This is a genomic window from Bacillus sp. NPDC077411 (genome assembly GCF_044543425.1).
Lineage (GTDB): Bacteria > Bacillota > Bacilli > Bacillales > Bacillaceae_G > Bacillus_A > Bacillus_A bruguierae.
Window position 1 is genome coordinate 211,855 of the sequence record NZ_JBITWA010000006.1, and the last position, 23,031, is coordinate 234,885.

Here is a 23,031-nt window from a genome sequence, read left to right on the forward strand (position 1 = left end):
TCTCTCAATCACACTTCAATATTGAAACTAATATCTAACGCTTTAACAGAATGCGTTACCAATCCTAACGAAATGTAATCCACACCTGTTTGGCCATACTTCGCTATATTTTCCATCGTAATCCCGCCTGAAGCTTCTGTAACAATTGCGCTTGGAACGAGCTTACAATATTCACGCACTTCTTCTGGTGTACGATTATCAAACATAATAATGTCTGCTCCGGCAGAAATTGCTTCTAATACTTGTTCTTCCGTCTCTGTTTCTACTTCTACTTTCACCATATGTCCAAGCTGTTCTTTCACCACTGTTACCGCTTTTGTAATCGATCCAGCAAATACAATATGATTATCTTTAATCATGACACCATCGTATAATCCGAAACGATGATTATAACCGCCGCCACATACAACGGCATATTTATCAAACATACGAAGTCCTGGCATCGTTTTTCTCGTATCACAAATGCGTGTATGATCGCTTCCGATTGCAGTAACTGCTTTTCTTGTCATCGTCGCTACGCCGCTCATACGCTGAATAACATTTAACACAACACGCTCTGCTGTTAATAAAGAAGCAATCGGCCCTTGTATAGTAGCAAGGATGTCTCCGTTTGTTACCATGTCCCCGTCTTTTTTATGAAGTATAACTTCAATTCGATTATCTAATAATGCAAAACCTTCCTTAATCACATCAGCTCCTGCAAACACACCTGTATCTTTAACAAGTAACGTTCCCTTTGCTTGCTGGTCGTTTGGAAAAATAAGCTGCGATGTTACGTCTCGCTCCCCGATATCTTCTAGAAAAAATTGTTTTAATGCCTCTTTTACTTTTAACGCATTCATAGTACCCCTCTTTTCTTACGCGAATCGCAACATATTTCTTCTCATTACAATTTCGTGTGTCTTATTACTACGATTTGGAAAGTCACTGCGATAATGACCGCCAATACTCTCTTTTCTTTGCAGTGCAGCTTTTGTTAGTAGCTGACAAACCGTTAACATATTGATAATTGTTATATCCTCATTTGTAAAATTTTTATATAGGAGCATTTTATTATAGGTTCCATACTGCTCTAACCATTGCTTCGCATACAATAAGCCTTCTTCTGTGCGGACAATTCCAACGTATTTCATCATCATCTCTTGTAGTTCTTCTTTTTTTGGTAATTTTATTTGTTGTAAATCACCTTTCATTATTTCATTGGTGCTCACTATTCGTGGCCTACTATTCGCTAAAATGTGTTCCCCGACACGTTTTCCAAATACAAGACCTTCTAATAATGAATTACTCGCAAGGCGATTGGCACCATGTACACCATTACATGCCACTTCGCCAACTGCATATAGACGATTGATCGATGTTTCCCCGTTACAATTTGTTTTTACGCCGCCCATATGAAAATGCGCACCTGGCACTACTGGAATGCACTTACTTTTCACGTTAACGCCACTTTTTTCACATAAAAAAGAGACGGTTGGAAAACGTTCTTCAAAATTTGTAATAGATGATATATCTAAGTGCACTTTTTCACCAGCTAGCATTTGTTCATGAATAGCACGCGCGACCACATCACGCGGCGCGAGGTCTTGTTGTTCATGAACATTCGTCATAAAGCGCTCTCCTTTTCCATTTCGAAGAATAGCTCCTTCTCCGCGCACCGCTTCTGATACAAGGCCGCAGCAAGCACCATTTACGTATAACATCGTTGGATGAAACTGTACAAATTCTAAATCAACAAGCTCTCCCCCGGCTCGATATACCATCGCTAAGCCATCACCTGTAACAGTACAATCATTGGAGGTAAACGCATATAATTCTCCAATACCGCCTGTTGCTAGTACAACACTCTGCGCGTCATACTTTTGTATATTCCCTTCACTATCACGCGCTACAACACCGTGGCAAGTCTGATTTTCTATTATAAAATCCAAGACCATTTCTTGTTCAACAATTGTCACGTATGGAAGTACTTGCTCTGCAAGATGCGCTAATAAATTTTTTCCGGTTGCATCCCCGCCTGCATGTAAAATACGTCGCTTTCGATGCGCCCCTTCTTTTCCAAAGTGTAGCCCTCGTTCATCGCCGTCAAAACTCATACCGTTATCTAATAATATTTTCATTTCTTTCGGCCCTTGCTCTACTAAATAACGAACAGCTTCCGTATTGTTATAATGGCAGCCTGCTGTAAGCGTATCTTCATAATGATCGTCTGGATGATCAAATGAAGCAACTGCAGCTGCAATCCCACCTTGTGCTAAATTTGTATTGTTATTTCGCCCTGTTTTCTTTGTGATAATCATCACATTCTTTTCGTGGCAAATGGTTTGTGCAACGCGCAGCGCTGCAACCCCGCTTCCGATAATTAAGACATCTGCATTTGGCATTTTCATTGCCCCCTACTTTACACTTTTCAACTGTCTTGACACCTATATTTACATATATTTAAAATAATAACAAGAACTTTTTAGAAAACGACAAGAAAATCTTATACAGAAAGGGCTATGTTCTATGATATATATGGATTATGCTGCAACAACACCTATGAGTAAAGAAGCGCTAGAAACATACACAAAAGCCGCTGAACGTTATTTTGGAAACGAGCAAAGCTTACACGATATTGGTGGGACTGCCTCCTCTTTGTTACAATCTTGCCGCCAAACATTTGCTGCGATGATCGGAGGAAAAGAACAAGGCGTTTTTTTTACGAGCGGCGGATCTGAATCAAACTATCTTGCGATTCAATCATTACTAAATACTCGAAACGGTACGCATATCATTACAACACCTATTGAACATGCATCGATCCGAAATTATTTTCGCCTTCTTCAAAAGCAGGGCTATGAAATTACTGAAATACCTGTGGATCGATTTGGCATGATTCAACTCGAAATACTTGAGCGTTCCATTACAAAACAAACTGTACTTGCAAGCATTCAACATGGAAACTCTGAAATTGGCACACTGCAACCAATTGCTGAAATTGGAGCCATTCTCCAAAAGTATAACGTCTTATTTCATACAGATTGCGTACAATCATTTGGAAAAATGCCGATTGATGTAGAAAAAATGAATATTGATAGCCTCTCTGTTTCAGCGCATAAAATTTATGGACCAAAAGGAGTCGGCGCATGCTATATAAACCCGCAAGTTCGTTGGGGAGAAGTGTTTCCAGGAACCTCTCATGAAAGAGGGTTTCGCCCCGGCACCGTGAATGTCCCTGGCGTCGCTTCATTTATTACAGCAGCGCAGCATATACTACAGAACCGCCAAGAGGAAATGGGACGTTTACAAGAATTACGAACATACTTTATCAAGCAATTACAAGCTCTTTCACCCGAAATACAAATTGAAGGTCATTCTATTTCTTGTTTACCGCATATCATTGGGGTTACAATAAAAGGAATAGAAGGTCAGTATACGATGCTAGAGTGCAATCGTCGTGGTATTGCTATTTCAACAGGAAGTGCTTGTCAAATTGGGAAACAAGAGCCTTCTAAAACGATGCTTGCGATTGGAAAAGAACATGACGAGGCGAAGCAATATGTTCGTTTTTCACTTGGACAGCAAACAACAACAGAACATATCGATGCAGCGATTCATGCAATTGCAACAGTTAGAAATCAATTCAATAGAGGGGTTAATAGAACATGAATCAAAATGAACAAAAAAAGATTTTAGGCGAGGAAAGAAGACAGCTCATTTTAGAGTGGCTCCTCGCTGCAAATAAACCATTGTCCGGTAGTGAATTAGCAAAGAAAACAAATGTAAGCCGTCAAGTTATCGTACAAGATATTTCTTTATTAAAAGCACGAAACGAACCCATTATTGCAACGGCGCAAGGATATTTATATTTAAAACCGACAGAAAAACAACATACATTTGAACGTATCATCGTTTGTCAGCATCAGCCCAATGAAGTTCGTAAAGAACTCACGCTACTTGTGGACCATGGCGTTACAATTAAAGATGTAAAAGTGGAGCATCCGGTATATGGAGATTTAACAGCTTCCATTATGGTAAGTAATCGCTTTGAAGTCGAGCAGTATTTAAACAAGATTGAAAAAACAAACGCAACTTACTTATCACAGCTTACAAATGGAATTCATTTGCATACAATTGAAGCAGATTCGCTTGAAAAGTTAAATGCTGCTTGCGAGGCATTAGACCGGGCAGGATTTCTTGTTCATTAAAAAACGTACAGAGAATTTTACTTTCTCTGTGCGTTTTTTATTTTCATCATGCTACAATAGAAAAAATAATGGGAAAGGAGAAAATATATGGTAATCGAACTCATTCATTTTAGCATCGGGAAACCAAAAACGATTCAATATGCAGAAAATAAAGAAATGACAAGCGGTATATGTAAACAGCTTGTTAAGGATGCTTTTTTATCAAAAGATGGATTTCAAGGAGACGGTGTTGCGGACTTACGCTTTCACGGTGGGCCTGATCGTGCCGTTTGTGTTTATCCCTATGAACATTATGATTTGTGGGAAAACGAGTTTCATACATCACTTCCTTCATCTGCATTTGGAGAGAATGTAACAGTTACAAATATGTTAGAGCAAGATGTTTGTATTGGCGACATTTATCAGCTCGGAGATGCAATTGTTCAAGTGACGCAAGGAAGAGTTCCATGCAGTACAATTTCGAAACGACTCGGCATTCCTAGCATTTTACCTCGCATTGTTGAAACTGGCTATACAGGATATTTATGTCGCGTTTTGCAAGAAGGAACGGTTCGTAAAGATTCACCAATTACATTACTCGAACGTCATCCACATCAAGTTTCCATTCTATTTGCGAACGAAATCTATTTCCGAGGGCAAAAAGATGTAGAGAGTATGGAAAAAATTGTCGCCGTTCCTGAACTAGCAGAAGAGTGGCGAAAATCATTAACCGCACGGCTTGGGAAATTAACATAAAGTGAAACTTCCATCAGTGTTTTTTCATCTCCCACTGATCAATCGAAGTCTAACTGCTTGTTTGTATGAAATAGAAACGCTATTGTATCTGTTAAAACATGACAAGACTATATTTAGCACTAGTCACTCTAGTAAGTTGAAAATAATATTTATGAAATAGAGAAACGTTCAAATTATTTGGAGGTGATCACCTATGCAAATTATTAACACAACATCATCTTATTTTTCAATAGCAAAACTTTCTGAAGGTGTGTATGCTGCAATCGCCAAAAAAGGTGAAGGGGCAATGAGTAATTCTGGTTTCATTGATTTAGGGGACGAGGTTCTTATATTTGATACATTTGTAACTCCTAACGCTGCTAGAGATTTGCGAAAAGTAACAGAAGATATTACTCAAAAAAAAATTAAATATGTTTTTAATAGCCATTACCACGGAGATCACACTTTTGGTAATCAAATTTTTGAAGACGTAACAATCATTTCAACTTCACTTACAAGAGATTTACATGCAGAGCAAAACGTTATTATAGATTTAAATAAAGAGCAAGTAGAAATGCAACTATACTTGAATCAACTAGAACAAAGAATAATGACTGAAAGTGATCCAGTCTTATTAGAAAGCCTTGATAGTCAATTTAAAGAAATGTCAAAAGTACACGCATCATTACCTGAATTACGAATTGTACTTCCAAGTTTGACCTTTAATGATAAACTTGTAATTCATGGAACTTGCCGAACAATTGAATTATATTGCTACGGAGGTGGTCATACTCCAAGTGATGCATTTCTATATTTACCAGAGGAGAAAATTGTATTTATGGGCGATCTAGTCTTAGAGAATCTACATCCTCCTATTTTTAATTCCCAGCAATTTATTGACAACTTATCTAAAGTTGATGCGATGGATATACAAACAATCATTCCTGGTCACGGTAATATAGTGACAAAAGATCAAATTGGAGTTATATCACAATATTTGCAGCACCTTAACATGAGAGTAGCATCTTCTTTAGAAAAGGGAGAATCCTTAGAACAAATCTTATCAACTAATATTCCTAAAGAATATGCCAACTGGACAGGTGTCGATGGATACAAACGAAACCTTACTATTGTATACAATGAACATAAAGAAAAATAGTAGTAGATTGTTAGAAACAAAATATAGGGGAAATATTGTTTCTAAAGTAACTCTTTTATTGTACTGAAATAAATGAAACATATGACGCGCTAACATATTAATCGTATATAATATGTTAGCCTGTTTTGTTTTTAACATTTAAATCTTGATAAAGTGAAACTTCCATCAGTGGAGAGTTTTTTCATCTCCCACTGATGGTTAGTTGAACCAATCGGGCTTTTACGGGCAGTTATCCCCCACCTATCTTCCTCGTTTCTCTCTGAATCTTGATGTGGGGGTCTTACTGCCCGTTAATGCGGGATAAAATACGAAATGAGATTCTTTTTTCACACCCAATAAGAAGAATAACTCCCAAGTAATGTAACCGAAAAACCAAGTGCTTCTAATTCCATTCTCACTCCTGGAAGCAGAACATCATCATACTCGTTTTCGACATCAATTAAGAAAAAATAATTGCCAAGACCTGTTTTCATTGGACGAGACTCAATTTTGGAAAGATTTAATTTCCTCCATGCAAATGCTGATAACACTTGATATAATGCTCCTGCATAGTCTGAAGGTAACGTTATCATAAGCGTTGTTTTCTTTCCACGACGCTCTCCATTTCTTGGTAATTTCACTTGTTCATGCTTATGCAATACGAGAAAACGTGTATGATTATTTTTATGCGTATGAATATCACGCTGAACAATGGATAATCCATACTTTTCTGCCGCAGCCTCATTAGCAATTGCCGCAATTTTTTCTTCTGGATGTTCCATCACAAACTGCGCAGCAGCACTCGTTGATGTCATATCGCGCACCGTTACACCTTTTAATTCTTGATTTAAAAACTTATGACACTGCGCAATCGCATGTGGATGAGAATGCACCGCATATACATCTTGCCAACATTGTACGTACTGCGGATGAACGAGCAAATGTTGCTGAACAGGCACTGTAATTTCGCCAACAATCGGCAGCGTTTGCTCATGTACAAGATAATCAATCGTAATATTGACAGAGCCTTCAATTGCATTTTCAAGCGGTACAACTGCAAAATCGACAACATCATTTGCTGCTGCATCTATACAATCTGGAATGGTTCGATATGGTACATGTTCAGCCTCAGGAAAGAAGCGACTCACCGCCATATTTGTAAATGTTGCTTCTGGTCCTAAATAGCCAACTCGAATCGTCATCTCATCCCCTCTTTTTCGTTTTCTTACTGTTATATCATAAACACTTCTATTCTTCTACTTGTTTTTCGAAAATTACAACAAAAAAGACTAGCAAGAGCTAGCCGATCTGTTTCATATATTCTTTTTGCGCAAAGAAGAAATAGAGTGCACATGCGATAAGATAAATAGCAATGACCTCTAAAACGCCCCCAGATGATTTCATAGAAAAGGCCTTTTGGCACGTATGTAAAGCAACTGCACTATGTACGCTTCCTAATAGAACTGGGAAAAAGAATAGAATCCCTAATTGCCAACGTGAAATCTTATCTATTTCTTGCTTTGTCATTCCGAATTTCAAAAGAGCTTGATATTGCAGGCGGTCATATTCAATATTATGAAACCATTTAAAATAAACTGTGCTACAGGACGCTAGAAAAAAGAGAACACTGATGAACGAACCGACAAATAATATTAGATTCCCTCCGTCTTTCATCATCTTATATGTGTACACATTATTACGAGTTATTTCCTCTTTCCCTTTTAAAATAAGAGATTGTAATTCTTCGCCTAACCTTTCCGCATTGTCCCAACCTCTTACTTCATATCCGTTGTATACATATTTTTCGTGATTCGGAACTTGACGAGAAACCTTTTGAAAATCTTGATTGTTCATAACGAGGAATCTTCCACTCCGCTGACTTGTATCACTATTAAAGGCATTTCCTTCATATGCTCCGTTATATGTAAAGCGATATGGTTCCCCTAGTACTTTAAAATCTATATATTTCTTAGGATGCTTAGGAGGAAGATCAAAATTACTATAATAAATAAATGTCACTGTTCCCTCTTTCGGATGAATCTGCTCCTTCGACTGCCTTTTTGCTTCTCTATTATATTCATCTTCTCCAATTACAGTTGCATAAGACTCTTTACCAGAATCCAATTGAAATGCTGCTGGGATTCCGACAAATGTTACGTAACGAAAATCATTGATACCGTGCTTACGCAATAGCTTTTCAACCATTTCTTTTTCCATTACTTCCCTAGAACCGATTCCTTTTTCAACATAGGAAAAAGCATGAGGCTGTTCATAACGAAATAGTTCTTTCATACTTGAAAAATACAAATAAACAGAGCCTGTCGCCGTTACTACAATCGTTGTTAACATGGATAAAATAAAGAAAAAGCGCCGATTATCTTTTACTGTATGTAACAACTGATTGACAACGAATAAATGCGGATAACGATACATGACACTCTTTCTATTTTTAATTCCTTGTAATACTTGAATCAGGCCATGTGTACAGACAAAATACGTACCAACTGTTGTTAAAATCGTAACAGGTATAAAATAAAGTGCAATGTTCATCATCGTCACTTTTGTTGTTAAACCATAACTGATACCTATACAGATAAAGCCGAACCAACAAAGCCACTTCCTACTTCTTGTTTCTTTTTTTCCTTCTTGCATTTCTTTTAATAGATGAATAACTTCTATTTTCCATATGCGTAGCGCACTAAAAATGGCTAAAAGAAGAAATATAGCACCATATGTCATAAACGTTATCACAATAGCTTTTGAGCTGAGCACAAACGACAATTCAGTCGACATATTAAGCAATAAACTAAAAATCATAAAAAATAGCTTTAAAAATAACATTCCAATCCCAATTCCGAAAAAGCTCGCAAGGAATCCGACTGCCATTTGTTCCATAATCATCATCCAGACGAGATTTACTTTCGTAGCTCCCATTAATATAAATAACCCAAATTCTTTTTTTCGAGACTGTATAAAGATCGAACTAGAATACAGAATAAATAAAATCGAAAATGCAATTACAATTACATCACATACAATCAGGCCCCATTGTAAACCTTTATACAGCTCACTCACTTTCAACTGAGGATGTAAAATAATAGATGTATACATAAAAAAAGCAAAAACTGAGAAACAGCTACTTAAGAAAAATATTTTGTAGTTGTGCCAATTCCCTCTAACATTTTGAAAAGTAAGCCCGTAAAACTTCACCTTTCTCCCCCCTAAAACCCGTTACATACGTAAAAAGCTAGGAAGTCCTAGCTTTTTACGTGCTTTAAATATCCTCTTTGTGCAATGGAAAAATATAATGCGGATGCTAATACGTATGCTGTAATAATAACTGCTCCTGACTTCCATAAGTCTAAATACAACATGTTTCCTAGTGTATATAATGCAAATCCACTATGCAAAACACCTATCAAGATAGGAATGAAGAAAATCGCTCCCATTTGCCGAACTGCAATTTTACGAATTTCTTCATCGGTCATACCGATTCGTTTTAAAGAATGAAATTGAATACGGTCTTGTTCTTTATCATTAAACCACTTAAAGTATGTCATGCTGCAAGCGAAGAAGAAAAAGAGTATTGTTACAAAGAATCCGATAAACAACTACTAATTAAAAACGCTTTATAATTACGCCAATTCCCTTTGATATTATTAAACGCGAGCTGGCGAAAGTTCATGGTACTCTCCCCCTAGCATCGCCAGTACGTCTAATATTTCTTGGAAGAAGGCTTGCTTTGTTTCTCCTTTATGAATCTCTGAGAAAATTTCACCGTCACGAATAAATAAAATGCGTTCACAATAGCTCGCCGCAACAGGATCATGCGTTACCATCGCAATCGTCACTTTCTTCTCTTCATGAAGTTCCTGCAGAGCACCCATCAATGATTTTGCTGATTTGGAGTCTAAGTTTCCTGTCGGTTCATCAGCTAAAATTAAAGTCGGCTGATGAATAATCGCCCGTGCTGCTGCCGCACGTTGCTGCTGACCACCTGATACTTCATACACTTTTTTATGTAAAATTCCCTCTATGTTTAGAAACTTTGCAATTTCTAATACTTTTGCATCAATTTCTTTCACAGGACGATTTGCCATTACAAGCGGCAAAATGATATTTTCCTTAATTGATAACGTATCAAGCAAATTAAAATCTTGGAAAATAAATCCTAAATGTGTACGGCGAAACGCCGCAAGTTTAGCAGCACGCATTTGACTAATCTCTTCACCGTTCATATAAACGTGACCTGATGTGGGCTTATCAATGGTTGCTAATAAATTTAGAAGCGTTGTTTTCCCACTTCCTGATGGCCCCATAATGCCGACAAATTCACCTTCTTCAATTTTAAAGTTAATATTATTCAGCGCTGTCGTCGTTACCGAACCTTTTGATTGATACACCTTTGTCAAACCTTTTACTTCAAGAACACTCATTTCGAATCCCCCTATATGTTTTCTTCTTACTTTTACTATAGAAAAAACGAGGGAAAGTAACGAGTGATTTCTCTTACAAAACGGTTTTTTATCTTACAATTTTGTCATTTTCCTCATCATTTGATAATATCCTTTATCTTTTAAGAATTGGAACGTAAATGTTGTTCCTTCCCTCTCTATTGATTGTACAGAAATTCCATGGCTAAGATGATCACAAATTTGCTTTGTAATATATAACCCCATCCCTGTTGCTTCTCTCGTTTTCCGTCCATTCACTCCTGTAAAAAACGGTTCAAAAATTCGCTTTATATCTTGCTTTGGAATGCCTATTCCGTTGTCACGAATATGTAATGCAATAACACTTTCTGTTTCTTTGATTTGAAATGTAATTTCTTTTTTCTCTTTCTCTGTAATTCTCGTATATTTCAGGGCATTTATCACAATTTGATTTATTGCAATGCTGAGCCATTTTTGATCCGAAGCTACCACATACTGTTCTTTCTCAAACAGAACCTTTGGATATACAGCATACTGAATAAATGTTTTTTTATGCTGATTAATACTATCACGAACAATATCCACCACATTAACTTCTTCTATTTTATAATCTTTTCCAAACTGTTCGAGGCGTGCCATATGAAGCGCTAAATCTAACCCATGTAAAATACGATTATTTTCTTCACGGATACTTTCAATCGTATCTCTTGCCTCGCGGTGCGTTTGTCCAAGTTTTTGCAGCAATAATTCAATGACAGATACCGGTGTTTTCATTTGGTGAATCCACTGATTCATAAAGATTGTTTGCTGTTCCCCTTTTGCCTGTTGTTCATGCATTTCATTCATATACTGTTGCCTTAAGAGCGAAAAAGCTTCCACAATTGCTTCTTGTTCGTATGAATAGGACGAACTGACAGATAAAGAATGATGCAACTCATGTCCCTCTGCAATGTAATGTTCCACCTTTTGTAAAAAGGCTTGTCTTTTCCGGTAATCATGCATCAGAAAGAAAACAAAAACAACGATTGATAATAAAAATCCATATAGCCATGTACTCCAATTTATAGATTGCTTCTGTAAAAAAGCTTGCAACTGCAAGACAAGACCAAATAAAACGATACTCATCATGTAGGAAACAAGTAATGCAGTGCGATCCATCACATATTTTTTAAGATTCATGTTCGTTCACCCAATTCGTCAAAAGCGCATATCCATAGCTCCGCTTCGTAACAATTGCATCAGTAATCCCTATCTCTTCTAACTTTTTACGGACACGCTTTACATTTACAGTTAATGTATTATCATCAACAAAAGCAATCTCATCCCATAATGCTTCTAGTAACTCTTCTCTCGTTACATATTGATCCGCTTGCTTCATTAAGCATTCTAATAAATAGTACTCATTTTTTGTAAGTTCTATTTGCTTTCCTTGCCACTCTGCCATGTGCTGCGCTGGATATAAAAGTAACCCATTCACGCCAAAATAATCGCTTTCTGCCCCTGATGCATATTCACCATACACACGGCGCAGCGCACTTTTTACTTTTGCCATAACAATATCTAAATGAAACGGCTTCGTAATGTAATCATCACCGCCATTTTCAATCGCCATTACTTGATCCATCTCTCCTGTACGTGCAGATACAAAAATAATCGGTGCATTGGAAACAGTGCGAATTTGACGGCACCAATAGAACCCATCAAAATACGGTAAATTAATATCAAGTAAAACTAAATGTGGGTTCACTTTTGCATATTCATCTTTTATATGACGAAAATCTTGTACACGAAATGACCGATAACCGTATTTATCGAGATGCCCTTCTAAAATATCAGCAATTTTCAAATCATCTTCTACAATTAATATTTTATACATATCATTCCCACTCCCTTATAAGAGGTACATGTAAACACCATTACTATCTGCCCTACACCTACCCTTTTCCATTATAAGGGTAAATTCCCATTTGAGGAGAGTTTTTTATTTCGGCATAAAAAAAGACCGCCGAATTTCGGCAGTCCTTAATCGATAAATTCAAATTCATATTCAAGAATTTTCACAATATCGCCGTCTTTTGCACCGCGTGCGCGAAGTGCTTCATCAATACCCATACCGCGCATTTGACGAGCGAATCTACGTACAGACTCATCACGAGTAAAGTCTGTCATCTTGAATGTTTTCTCAATATCATAACCAGAAATCACAAATGTACCATCGCTTTCACGTGTAATTTCAAATTTAGAGCCTTCACCCTCAAATTTGTACATTACACTTGCTTCAGATTCATCTACAACTTCGTGTATTGGGAATTCTGGTGTTGTTTCGATAAGATTTGCTACTTCAAATAGTAAATCACGAACACCTTGACGCGTTACTGCAGAAATTGGGAAGATTTTCACTTCATCGCCCACTTTTTCTTTGAACGCTTGTAAATTTTCTTCTGCATCTGGCATATCCATTTTGTTTGCAACAACAACTTGTGGACGCTCTGTTAGACGCAGATTGTATTCTTTTAATTCATTATTAATTGTTACGTAATCCTCATATGGATCGCGTCCTTCTAAACCAGACATATCAATCACATGAATGATAACGCGTGTACGCTCAATATGACGTAAAAATTGATGTCCAAGTCCAACACCTGCGTGTGCTCCTTCAATCAATCCTGGAAGGTCTGCCATAACGAAGCTGCGTCCATCACCTGTTTCAACTACTCCAAGGTTTGGAACAATTGTTGTGAAGTGATATTCAGCAATTTTTGGACGTGCTGATGATACAACAGATAATAATGTTGATTTACCGACACTTGGGAATCCTACAAGCCCTACATCAGCTAACACTTTCAATTCTAGTACTACTTCACGCTCTTGACCTGGTTCCCCGTTCTCAGCAATTTCTGGAGCCGGGTTCGTTGGCGTTGCAAAACGTGAGTTACCACGACCACCACGGCCACCTTTTGCGATAACTGCTGATTGCTCATGCGTTACTAAATCCGCAAGAATTTGACCAGTAGCTACATCTTTTACAACTGTTCCCGGCGGAACCTTTACAATTAAATCATCCGCTTTACGGCCATGTTGGTTTTTACTCATTCCATGTTGGCCGCGATCCGCTTTAAAATGACGCTGATAGCGGAAATCCATTAATGTACGTAATCCTTCGTCTACCACGAAAACAACATCGGCACCTTTACCACCGTCACCGCCTGCTGGGCCACCTTTTGGAACATATTTCTCACGACGATACGCAACCATTCCGTTACCGCCATCGCCGCCTTTTACATATATCTTGACCTGATCTACAAACATTATCTCACCACACTTTTTTCTAGTAGTTGTAATATAACCGAGATTTCTTCCTCTCGCACTGTATAAGAAATGGAAAACCATTTATTATGTTGATGAGCAAGCCACTCTTGTATCTCTTCTACATTGGTTAGCTTGCCACGAAAATCAAAAAAGAAACGAGCATCCTCACCTTCACATTCAACTGTGATACAAACATAATTTTCAACATAAATGTCTAAACTATGCTCAAGCATTTGGAAAAATTGAGCCGTCCATATAGATACTTTTTCATCTAGATGAGATAAGTTATGTATTTTTCCTAATACTTCGTACTCCAACAAGCACGGGTGCTGTTTCCAATTATATGTTAAAATCCATTCTGAAAACTTGGGCATAGAAAGCCCCATCAGATTCGATTCTTGTCTCGCTTCTTGGACAAAACGATCGATGAGTCCATGAATTTCTTCCACTCTTCCAAGCGAAAGATTTCCTTTAATCATCTGCATACGATTAAGCCAATCATGTCTTGAATGACGCAACGCATCTATAATTGTCCATTTTTCTTTCATTCATATACCCCTTTAATATAGAAAAACCCTAACCTGCACTCAGGTTAGAGTTTTCCGTGAGTTTCTTATGCTTCTTGAGCAACAGGATATACGCTCACTTGTTTGCGGTCACGGCCAAGACGCTCGAAGCGTACTACGCCGTCAACTTTCGCGTATAATGTGTCATCGCCACCACGACCAACGTTAACACCTGGATAAATTTTTGTACCGCGTTGACGGTAAAGGATTGATCCACCTGTTACGAATTGACCGTCTGCACGCTTAGCACCAAGACGTTTTGAGATAGAGTCACGACCGTTCTTTGTGCTACCTACACCTTTCTTAGATGCGAAAAACTGAAGATCTAATCTTAACATACGTTACACCTCCTGCACTTTTTCTATTAATCGGATATATTTTCCGTAATCAAGTTCAATCGTTTTAAGCGAAACAACCATGCCCTCTAACAGAAAACATGCTTTTTCTTTTGTAGAATCATCTAGATCACTAGGCAATTCATACATCAAGAATCCACCATCTTTTCCAAGTTCAATAGTTGCTTGCACACTACAAAGTGATTCCACTGCATTTATTGCACCAAACACAACCGCTGTCGTTGCAGCACAGACAAGATCTTGTCCATGCGGAGCGAAGTTCGCATGCCCGGTCATTTTAAATGATTGGATACTTCCTAATTTCGTGCGGTTAATCGTAATTTTAATCATGACAACCCGAATTAAGCGTTGATTGCTTCAATCACTAATTTCGTGTATGGTTGACGGTGACCTTGTTTTTTACGATTGTTCTTTTTCGCTTTGTATTTGAAAACGATGATTTTCTTAGCGCGACCTTGTTTTTCAACTTTCGCAGTAACCGTTGCACCTTCTACAACTGGGCTACCAACTTTAACAGTTTCGCCACCAACGAAAAGAACTTTGTCAAAAGTAACAGTTTCACCAGCTTCTACGTCTAATTTCTCTACGTAGATTGCTTGACCAGCTTCAACTTTAATTTGTTTTCCACCTGTTTCGATAATTGCGTACATAATTGCACCTCCTCATAATTACTAAGACTCGCCAAAACGAGGTAGACATACAATGTCTTTTAGGAACCTGTCCTGCGCGGTTGTAGTATATAGCCGTTTAGGTGCTATAAACTATAACATAGAGATGTTATCACGAAACATAGCCCATTGTCAATGAATCTTCTACTAACTATTTTTTCCGCGTGCGTATCTCTTCCTTCGTTCCAAAGCGTTGAATCGTGTAACATGCTGCTTCATCATCAATAAAATAAATTTGAAAAGATATATTGCGCTGCAGTTCTTTTTCAAAAAAGATTTGCTGCACATTCGGATGAGCAGCGATTAAAACAGCCTCGTCATCTGTTCCATTATAAGCGATTAGTTCTCTCTCTAACTCATATGCTACCGTTTCATGCGATAACACATAACCACTGCTTCGACAAATCATGCAATCTGTTAATAGCGTATCACGAAGCGATTGTTTTTTTCGTTTTCTTGTTATTTCTAAAATACCAAGCTCTGTAAATCCTAACACTCTCGTATAAGTGTGGTCTTTTTCTAAGTGCAACTTTACGATGTCTCTTATTTTTTCTTTTTCTTCGCGGCGCTTCATATTAATAAAATCGATTAAAATCATCCCACCAATATCACGAAGTCGCAGCTGCCGTGCAATTTCTTTTGCTGCTAGTTCATTTGTGCGTAGCACTGTATCTTGTAAATTTTGTTTCCCGGTGAATTTACCAGTGTTTACATCAATTACAGTCATCGTTTCCATTTGTTCAATGAGTAAATATGCTCCGTTTGGAAGCCACACTACCTTTTGCAGTGCCTTTTCAATTTCACGATCGATTCCATAGCGGGCAAATAATGGCGTCTTTTCATGAAAGAAAGTAACTTTTTCTGCACCTATTCTCTCTCCTAATTCCTGTATCATACTGCGCTGATCTACAATCACCTGTGAAACCGCCTCTACTGGTATCTCTTGAAAGATTCGATCTAAAAAATTAGAAGAAGAATGAACAAGAAGTGGGGCTTTCCCTCGCTGTTCTTGTTTTTTCACAAGTTCAAATTGCAACTGAAGACGATGCATCTCCGCTTGTATTTCTTCTATCTGCACTTTCTCACATGCAGAACGGAAAATAAATCCTCCTGTTTTTTCTAGCGCAAGAAGTTGTTCTCGTTTTTTCGCATCCTTTATTTTCCGGGAAACGGCAAAAACTGTGTCATAGGGCATATATACAACATATTTCCCGGTGAATTCTATATTCGCGGTTATTTTTGGTCCTTTCGTATCAATCGCTTCTTTCACTACTTGTACAAGGATTGCTTGTCCTTCATGTAACCGCATAGCTGATGGTACGTTTTCATAGGACAAATAGGCATGCTTCTCTAAACCAATATTGACAAAAGCAGCGTTCATCCCCGCGATTGTTCGCATGACACGACCAATATATATATTTCCAACAATTTGTTTTTGTTCATTTCGTTGCCATAAGAGTTCTACAATCTCTTGCTCTTCTTCAACAGCAACTCGTTTTTCCGAACCAATGTAATTTATGTATAACGTTTTCAAAGTCTATTCCTCTCTTTTATCCTTTTTTGTAACTACTCAGCTATACATTTGGTAAGAGGTATGATTCCAGTGAAAATACGCTCCTTATTACCTATAGAAAGTTATTTTCATTTCTCAGCATATAGGTTGCTGCCACGAAGATAAAAATGGATCTACACCTTGCTGCCTTTCTTTGTTTTAAAACTTTGTACGTGGCAGGAAAAGGCCCTGACCGCTCCTATACATAGCCAGTCCCTCTCGACCATTTAAAAAAATGCTTTTCTTCCTTTTTGCACAGAGTGACTGAGTAATTATCCTTTTTTATACAATAATAAAAGGTTAGTGTTACCGTCAACACTAACCAATTAACTCTTCTATGGATGATGTTGTTCTTTTTTCTGTAAAATATGCGTAAAGCAATTCATTTTCATCTAGCGTGTATTGATTTTTATGATCTCCTTGAATAATAATCGAATGCTTATAGCCCCTTCGAAACTGTGTGAAAATATGATACAAACTCGCTTCTTTTCCAACTGTAATAGCTGCTACCTTTACAACTTCTTGTTTTTTCCCATAATAACGCTCCAATAAAAAGCGCATAAATGCATAGCGGCGCTGTTTCCATTCTTGGAATAAAGAAAATGCTAAAAAAAGAAGTAACGCCCACATCATCATATTCTTTCCATTCCAGAAAAGCTGCAATCCTAATACAACGCTCAGGCAAACAATTGATATTCTCATCATAATATTATGTGCTTGTAAAAATGGAAAGCGATGCGACAATATATTCAGTACAATCTTTCCCCCATCAAGAGGCCAAATCGGCAATAAATTGAAGCACAAAATAAGCATATTGTTCCACATGAAAAAATGATAAAAGTTCTCTCCCATCCAGCCTACTGTGTACAATAAGTAGGCTGCGGCTACCATCCATACGTGTTGAACAGGCCCTGCTATAATAACGATTGCCTCTTCTTTTAACGGCTTATTCCCATGCTCATCAAGCTCCGCTACCCCGCCAAATGGCAAGAGCTGAATTCGCTTAATGCGCCATTTAAAATGGGCAGCTGCTATCGCATGACCTAATTCATGAATAAAGACAATGAAAAATAAAATGAGAACCTCTTTAAAACGAGCTGTAAAAACCGCAATTGCTATAATTCCCCAAAACAATGGATGAATGGTAATCTTTGAAAAAACCTCACTATATTTATTCAAATGAAATCACCTGAATTGGATCAATAAATTTTTCATTCTTTTTAAATGCAAAATAAAATTTTCCATTTGCAACTGTTCCAACTTTTTGCTTTTTCGCTACATAATCATATAACTTAACTGATGTTTCTCCTAAGTTTCCGTACCAAGATTCCGTACCATCTGCATGTTGGATTTCAACTGTATTTCCAAACTCCTCTTTTTGATCAATCGAGACAACAATTCCTTCATTAACTGATTCCACAACGGCATTCGTAGCTGTTTGTACAAACACACCTTGTCCGTTTGCCTGAAAACTTTGCATTACTTTTCCTGAGGCAGGAACAGCATAATTCTTTTCTTTCTGAGTTGTTTTCTTTTCACTAGAAGGAAAAAAAGATAGTGGTTTTCCAAACTGTGATTCATACCACTTTGAAACAAATGCAAATTGAAACTCTTCTTTCATTGTTTGTTTAACAACTGTACGTGCTCCTTCAAAAGAATTTGTTGTGTTTTTAAATAAGATGGCTACGACAAGAACAAGAATAGCGGATAGTAGTAACTTAAAGAGAAATATTTCCTTGCGGAAGAGAGGATGTGCTTCTTCTCCTTCTTCAGCAAAAAGCGGTGTATATTCTTGTTCTTCAAATGAAAACAACTCATCTTCTTCTCTTTTTTCCTGCTCTGCTTTCCTCTTAGCAATACGTTTTTTTATTTCTTCTACTCGCTTATTTCTCATCCTGACCCCTTCCTCTTTCCATCAGTTTGTACATATGTATGAGTTGTCCGAGAAAGATATTCATAGGAATGCTTTTCTCCTAGAAGGTTAATTAAAGTAATTTCACGTATGCCAGCACTTAGCATTCTTACCTTCTGCTACATTTTTAGCAGGAATACAAAAAAAAGCACCCCGCATATATACGAAGTGCTCTTAACGTATCCCGAAGAATTTTTTCATTTTCGTAAATACTGATTCTTTTCCATTTTCAAGCGGTTGCAATGGCACATTTTCTCCAAGCAAACGTCTTGCAATATTTCGATAGGCAATTGATGCTTTTCCATTCGGTTGCAACGCTACAGGCTCTCCTGTATTTGTTGCTCGAATTACCTCATCATCATCTTCTACGATCCCAAGCAATTCAATTGACAAGGTACGTACAATTTCATCTACATCCAACATATCTTGTTCATGTAGCATATGACCGCGCACACGATTGATAATTAACTTCGGTGGCTCGATATCTTCTTTTTCCAATAGTCCGATAATCCGATCAGCGTCACGCATTGAAGATACTTCTGGTGTTGTCACAACAATCGCTTTATCAGCACCTGCCACAGCGTTTTTAAAACCTTGTTCAATACCTGCTGGGCAATCAATTAATATGTAATCATAATCTTGACGTAGTTGCTGTATTAATTCTTCCATTTGTTCAGGTGTTACCGCTGATTTGTCACTCGTTTGTGCTGCAGGTAATAAATAGAGTTCATCAAAGCGCTTATCTCTAATAAGAGCTTGAGGTAAACGACAACGCCCTTCAACAACATCAACGAGATCATATACAATACGGTTTTCCAACCCCATTACTACGTCTAAATTTCGCAAGCCAATATCTGTATCAATCAAACATATTTTTTTCCCAGATAACGCCAAGGCTGTACCAATATTTGCAGACGTTGTAGTTTTACCTACTCCGCCTTTTCCAGATGTAATAACTATTGCCTCTCCCACAGCTATACAATTCCCCTTTCTAACCTTGTTAAATTAGGTCTAAGATGAGTGAGAAGTTGAATGCGATCGACAACAATGTGATTGTTCTCATTAATGTAGGCACATTCTGCCCCTTCCGCCCCGTCTTCTTTCTCCTCAGGAGCGCGCGTTGTCACGTCGCTAATCCGAAGCTGCATTGGATTCATAACAGAAGCTGCTATAACAGCTTCTGCATCCCCATAATATCCAGCATGTGCAATTCCTCGTAATGTTCCCATAATAAAAATATTTCCTCCGGCGATAACCGTACCGCCTGGATTCACATCTCCAATCAATAATAAATCGCCTTTTACACGCAATATTTGACCTGAGCGAACAATTTTTGAAACAGAAATAATTTCTGTTTCTTCTTTCCATGCTAACGCTTGTTCTTTCGTTACAACATCACTCTCAATAGAATCTACAACTAAATTCTTTTTATTACGAATTAGCGTGCGCAACTCTTCTTGTTGCACTTCTGTTACATAACGATTCCCAACTTTGACCTGTACTTCAATTAAAGAGCGTCCATCACCCTCGTAATAATGGGTTGAAAGCTTTTCGTCAAGTTCTTGTAACAATTCGCGAAATGAACAGGAATCCTCCAGATGTAATGCTAAACCATCCTTCGTCCCTTTTATAGTCACATTTTGTTGCTTTTTTTCTGTCACCAATGCTCACCCCACCGGTTTAATTCGACATAAAATTAGAAAATCCTTTTTTCTTTTTCTTCCATGGCATCTGAAAGACGTAAAATATATCGTTTCAGTGGGAAACAAAACAGTAGTAAAAAAATTCCGTTCAATAACAATGTCGGAAGAAGACGATCTGTAAAAAAGATATGCGCTGACATATGAACACGACCAATTAGCGTCAAAAATCCATACACATAATACTCTAGCGCAGCAATGCTTGCTAATACAATAAAGAACACAATAAAAAGGTTCACTTGTAAAATTCGCATTGCCTGATAGACAAGATAAGCTAAAATCGGATAAGCAAATATATACACACCAACTAGCTCGGTATGTACTATATCGAATAAAAATCCAAATAGTAGTCCGTAGTAAACACCTTGTACAGAATTAAAGTAAATTGTAATAAAGCATAAAACAATCATTAAAAAATGCGGTGCTACAATTGTATGCTTCCAAAAAAGACCCGTTGGAACAATAGTAGAAAACATACTCTCCAATACAAATGCGAAAAGAAGTAGAAGAGGAAGAATCGCTTTTTTTATAATCTCCATCTCTTCCCCCTCCTATTTCCCTATATCCACTGTCGGCATTGTTCGTTTTGCAACCATAACATTGTTGACATCATTTAAATCTGCTGCTGGCTTGATATAAGCTGTTTGTGTTAATCCATACTCATCAGCTGTTACCTCAACGATTTGTCCAATAACCAATCCATCTGGGAACACACCGCCAAGGCCTGAAGTTACGACCGTTTGATCCTTCTCTACTTTTACACCAGATGGAATTTTTGTGAAAACAAGCTGCTGCTTTTCTTTATCGTACCCTTCAATTAATCCAAAAACATTGCTATCCCCTCGGACAACAGCTGAAATACGATTTGTTCGATTTAATGAGCTTATGAGCTCAACTGTGGAAGTGAACTGTGAAACGCTTTTTACTTTTCCAATTAAACCTTTTGATGTAATAACAGCCGCATCTTTTTGAATGCCTTCCTGTGCACCTTTATCAATACCAATTATATCATTCCATTTATCTGGATTACGATTAATGACAGTTGCGTGAACAGGGTTAAAATCACGAAGTGTATCTTTTTTTCCAAGAATATCACGAAGTTCTTCATTTGTTTTTTCTAATTCTTTTACCTTTACGGACAACTCTGCATACTTGTCCAATTTTGCTTTTAATTCTTTATTTTCTTCATACGTGCGCTTTACATCTTCTATGTTCTCAAAGAATCCGGCAACATAATTCGCTGGCTTTTGAAATACACGTTCTACAACTCCTACGGTATCCTTTACAAACTGCTCTGGCCACGTTAGATTTTTCCGTTCTTTCAATGAGATTCCGATCAATGCCACGAGAAGAATAATACTAACTAATAAAACAATTAATCTTTTGTTTAAGAAAAACTGTGGCACGTTCACACCCTCTTAAATTCACTAATTTTTTATGTTGAAATAATGGATTTTATCGAGCACTTTTGAAAAGATCGATATTGTCTAACGCTTTACCTGTTCCAATTGCTACGCAATCTAATGGATTTTCTGCAACAAGCACTGGCATTCTTGTTTCTTCGCTAATTACTTTATCTAAATTACGAAGCAAAGCACCGCCACCTGTTAAAACAATTCCACGATCCATAATATCCGCTGCTAATTCTGGCGGAGTTTTTTCTAATGTGTTTTTTACAGACTCAACAATTGCATCTACAGTATCTTTTAACGCTGATGCAATTTCTTCTGGACGAATCGATACCGTTTTTGGTAATCCAGTCACTAAATCACGACCACGAATATCCATTGGTTCAACACCTTCTGGTTCGCCAGCAGAACCGATTTCTAATTTTAATGCTTCTGCAGTTCGTTCCCCAATCATTAAATTGTAGTTTTTCTTAATGTACTGAATAATTGCATCGTCCATTTCATCACCAGCAACACGAACAGATTGGCTTGTTACAATACCGCCAAGAGAAATAATGGCAACTTCTGTTGTACCACCGCCTATATCTACAACCATACTTCCTGTTGGTTCCCAAACAGGTAAGTTCGCACCAATTGCAGCTGCAAATGGTTCTTCAATTGGGTATGCATCGCGTGCACCTGCTTGACGAGTTGCATCGATTACCGCACGTTTTTCAACCGCCGTAATACCAGATGGCACACATACCATTACGTAAGGCTTACGAGAGAAGAAGCCATTTGATTTCTGTGCTTGTTGAATATAGTATTTCATCATTGTTGCTGTTGTTTCATAATCAGCGATAACACCGTCTTTCATCGGACGAAGTGCCACAACATTTCCAGGTGTACGACCAATCATTTGTTTTGCATCGTTACCAACTGCAACAATTTGCTTTGTATCTGTTTGCAATGCCACAACAGATGGCTCACGTACAACGACACCTTTCCCTTTTACATATACAAGCGTATTTGCTGTTCCTAAGTCTATTCCAAGGTCACGAGTAAAACCACCAAATCCAAACATATTATATATCTTCCTTTCTAA

At 37.6% G+C, this 23,031-nt stretch carries 24 protein-coding genes, 1 pseudogene and 1 other annotated feature; of the genes and pseudogenes, 4 read left to right on the plus strand and 21 right to left on the minus strand.

The features are described 5' to 3' along the window. Positions 1-8: 8 nt before the first annotated feature. Both nadC and nadB read right to left on the minus strand, forming a co-directional pair. The gene (gene nadC, locus ACIGHG_RS10945) at positions 9-842 is read right to left on the minus strand and encodes a carboxylating nicotinate-nucleotide diphosphorylase (protein WP_336471132.1); all 834 of its coding nucleotides are present in this window, start codon (positions 840-842) and stop codon (positions 9-11) included. 15 nt (positions 843-857) lie between these two features. Continuing rightward, positions 858-2,384 carry an L-aspartate oxidase gene (gene nadB, locus ACIGHG_RS10950; protein WP_336471131.1) on the minus strand — a complete coding sequence of 509 codons (1,527 nt, stop codon included), beginning with the start codon at positions 2,382-2,384 and terminating at the stop codon, positions 858-860. Positions 2,385-2,508: 124 nt separating this feature from the next. Between nadB and ACIGHG_RS10955 the strand changes: the two genes are divergently transcribed. From ACIGHG_RS10955 to ACIGHG_RS10970, 4 genes are all read left to right on the plus strand, one after another. Beyond that, complete coding sequence (locus ACIGHG_RS10955) at positions 2,509-3,651, plus strand: IscS subfamily cysteine desulfurase (protein ID WP_336471130.1); 1,143 nt, start codon at positions 2,509-2,511, stop codon at positions 3,649-3,651. After that, a complete protein-coding gene (locus ACIGHG_RS10960) occupies positions 3,648-4,190 on the plus strand; it encodes a transcription repressor NadR (RefSeq protein ID WP_090918633.1) in 543 nt (180 codons plus the stop codon). Before ACIGHG_RS10955 ends, ACIGHG_RS10960 begins: the two co-directional genes overlap by 4 nt. Positions 4,191-4,277: 87 nt before the next feature. Further along, positions 4,278-4,925 carry an MOSC domain-containing protein gene (locus ACIGHG_RS10965; protein ID WP_336471129.1) on the plus strand — a complete coding sequence of 216 codons (648 nt, stop codon included), beginning with the start codon at positions 4,278-4,280 and terminating at the stop codon, positions 4,923-4,925. Positions 4,926-5,118: 193 nt separating this feature from the next. After that, positions 5,119-6,063 (plus strand): MBL fold metallo-hydrolase, encoded by a 945-nt coding sequence (locus ACIGHG_RS10970; RefSeq protein ID WP_396548417.1) that lies wholly within the window; start codon positions 5,119-5,121, stop codon positions 6,061-6,063. Positions 6,064-6,389: 326 nt separating this feature from the next. On the opposite strand, the gene pheA is transcribed toward ACIGHG_RS10970, so the two are convergent. From pheA to mreB, 19 genes and pseudogenes are all read right to left on the minus strand, one after another. Next, a complete protein-coding gene (gene pheA / locus ACIGHG_RS10975; RefSeq protein WP_336471127.1) occupies positions 6,390-7,244 on the minus strand; it encodes a prephenate dehydratase in 855 nt (284 codons plus the stop codon). 97 nt (positions 7,245-7,341) lie between these two features. Next, entirely contained in the window at positions 7,342-9,252 is a 1,911-nt protein-coding gene (locus ACIGHG_RS10980; protein WP_336471126.1) for an ABC transporter permease, read from the minus strand. Between the two features lie 47 nt (positions 9,253-9,299). Further along, positions 9,300-9,653 (minus strand): annotated as a pseudogene (locus tag ACIGHG_RS10985) (ABC transporter permease); the annotation flags it as partial. 48 nt (positions 9,654-9,701) lie between these two features. Then, on the minus strand, positions 9,702-10,478 hold the full coding sequence (locus ACIGHG_RS10990; RefSeq protein WP_098914034.1) for an ABC transporter ATP-binding protein: 777 nt from the start codon (positions 10,476-10,478) through the stop codon (positions 9,702-9,704). A gap of 93 nt (positions 10,479-10,571) precedes the next feature. After that, positions 10,572-11,654, minus strand: a complete 1,083-nt coding sequence (locus ACIGHG_RS10995; RefSeq protein WP_336471125.1) for a sensor histidine kinase — start codon at positions 11,652-11,654, stop codon at positions 10,572-10,574. Further along, entirely contained in the window at positions 11,644-12,351 is a 708-nt protein-coding gene (locus tag ACIGHG_RS11000; protein WP_336471124.1) for a winged helix-turn-helix domain-containing protein, read from the minus strand. The genes ACIGHG_RS10995 and ACIGHG_RS11000 overlap by 11 nt, the downstream gene beginning before the upstream one ends. 146 nt (positions 12,352-12,497) lie before the next feature. After that, a complete protein-coding gene (obgE, locus tag ACIGHG_RS11005) occupies positions 12,498-13,784 on the minus strand; it encodes a GTPase ObgE (protein ID WP_336471123.1) in 1,287 nt (428 codons plus the stop codon). After that, positions 13,784-14,332 (minus strand): Spo0B C-terminal domain-containing protein, encoded by a 549-nt coding sequence (locus ACIGHG_RS11010; RefSeq protein WP_336471122.1) that lies wholly within the window; start codon positions 14,330-14,332, stop codon positions 13,784-13,786. The genes obgE and ACIGHG_RS11010 overlap by 1 nt, the downstream gene beginning before the upstream one ends. Positions 14,333-14,397: 65 nt before the next feature. Then, complete coding sequence (rpmA, locus tag ACIGHG_RS11015; RefSeq protein ID WP_175483392.1) at positions 14,398-14,688, minus strand: 50S ribosomal protein L27; 291 nt, start codon at positions 14,686-14,688, stop codon at positions 14,398-14,400. 3 nt (positions 14,689-14,691) lie between these two features. After that, on the minus strand, positions 14,692-15,036 hold the full coding sequence (locus ACIGHG_RS11020) for a ribosomal-processing cysteine protease Prp (RefSeq protein ID WP_175483393.1): 345 nt from the start codon (positions 15,034-15,036) through the stop codon (positions 14,692-14,694). An 11-nt stretch (positions 15,037-15,047) separates the two neighbouring features. Beyond that, positions 15,048-15,356 (minus strand): 50S ribosomal protein L21, encoded by a 309-nt coding sequence (gene rplU / locus ACIGHG_RS11025; protein WP_020059958.1) that lies wholly within the window; start codon positions 15,354-15,356, stop codon positions 15,048-15,050. Positions 15,357-15,370: 14 nt separating this feature from the next. Beyond that, positions 15,371-15,448 (minus strand) — a sequence feature (ribosomal protein L21 leader region). Positions 15,449-15,525: 77 nt separating this feature from the next. Further along, a complete protein-coding gene (locus ACIGHG_RS11030) occupies positions 15,526-16,908 on the minus strand; it encodes an Rne/Rng family ribonuclease (protein ID WP_336471120.1) in 1,383 nt (460 codons plus the stop codon). Between the two features lie 336 nt (positions 16,909-17,244). Beyond that, a complete protein-coding gene (locus ACIGHG_RS11035) occupies positions 17,245-18,105 on the minus strand; it encodes a M50 family metallopeptidase (protein ID WP_336471119.1) in 861 nt (286 codons plus the stop codon). Continuing rightward, a complete protein-coding gene (locus tag ACIGHG_RS11040; protein WP_336471118.1) occupies positions 18,098-18,820 on the minus strand; it encodes a peptidoglycan DD-metalloendopeptidase family protein in 723 nt (240 codons plus the stop codon). Before ACIGHG_RS11040 ends, ACIGHG_RS11035 begins: the two co-directional genes overlap by 8 nt. Positions 18,821-19,012: 192 nt before the next feature. Continuing rightward, positions 19,013-19,810 (minus strand): septum site-determining protein MinD, encoded by a 798-nt coding sequence (gene minD, locus ACIGHG_RS11045; RefSeq protein ID WP_336471117.1) that lies wholly within the window; start codon positions 19,808-19,810, stop codon positions 19,013-19,015. Between the two features lie 2 nt (positions 19,811-19,812). Continuing rightward, positions 19,813-20,499: a septum site-determining protein MinC gene (minC, locus tag ACIGHG_RS11050; RefSeq protein ID WP_336471116.1), complete on the minus strand. Its 687-nt coding sequence runs from the start codon at positions 20,497-20,499 to the stop codon at positions 19,813-19,815. Positions 20,500-20,534: 35 nt separating this feature from the next. Continuing rightward, a complete protein-coding gene (mreD, locus tag ACIGHG_RS11055; RefSeq protein ID WP_090918661.1) occupies positions 20,535-21,077 on the minus strand; it encodes a rod shape-determining protein MreD in 543 nt (180 codons plus the stop codon). A 12-nt stretch (positions 21,078-21,089) separates the two neighbouring features. Then, positions 21,090-21,944, minus strand: a complete 855-nt coding sequence (mreC, locus tag ACIGHG_RS11060) for a rod shape-determining protein MreC (RefSeq protein WP_090918663.1) — start codon at positions 21,942-21,944, stop codon at positions 21,090-21,092. A gap of 49 nt (positions 21,945-21,993) precedes the next feature. Continuing rightward, positions 21,994-23,010 carry a cell shape-determining protein MreB gene (gene mreB, locus ACIGHG_RS11065; protein ID WP_336471115.1) on the minus strand — a complete coding sequence of 339 codons (1,017 nt, stop codon included), beginning with the start codon at positions 23,008-23,010 and terminating at the stop codon, positions 21,994-21,996. Positions 23,011-23,031 lie beyond the last annotated feature (21 nt).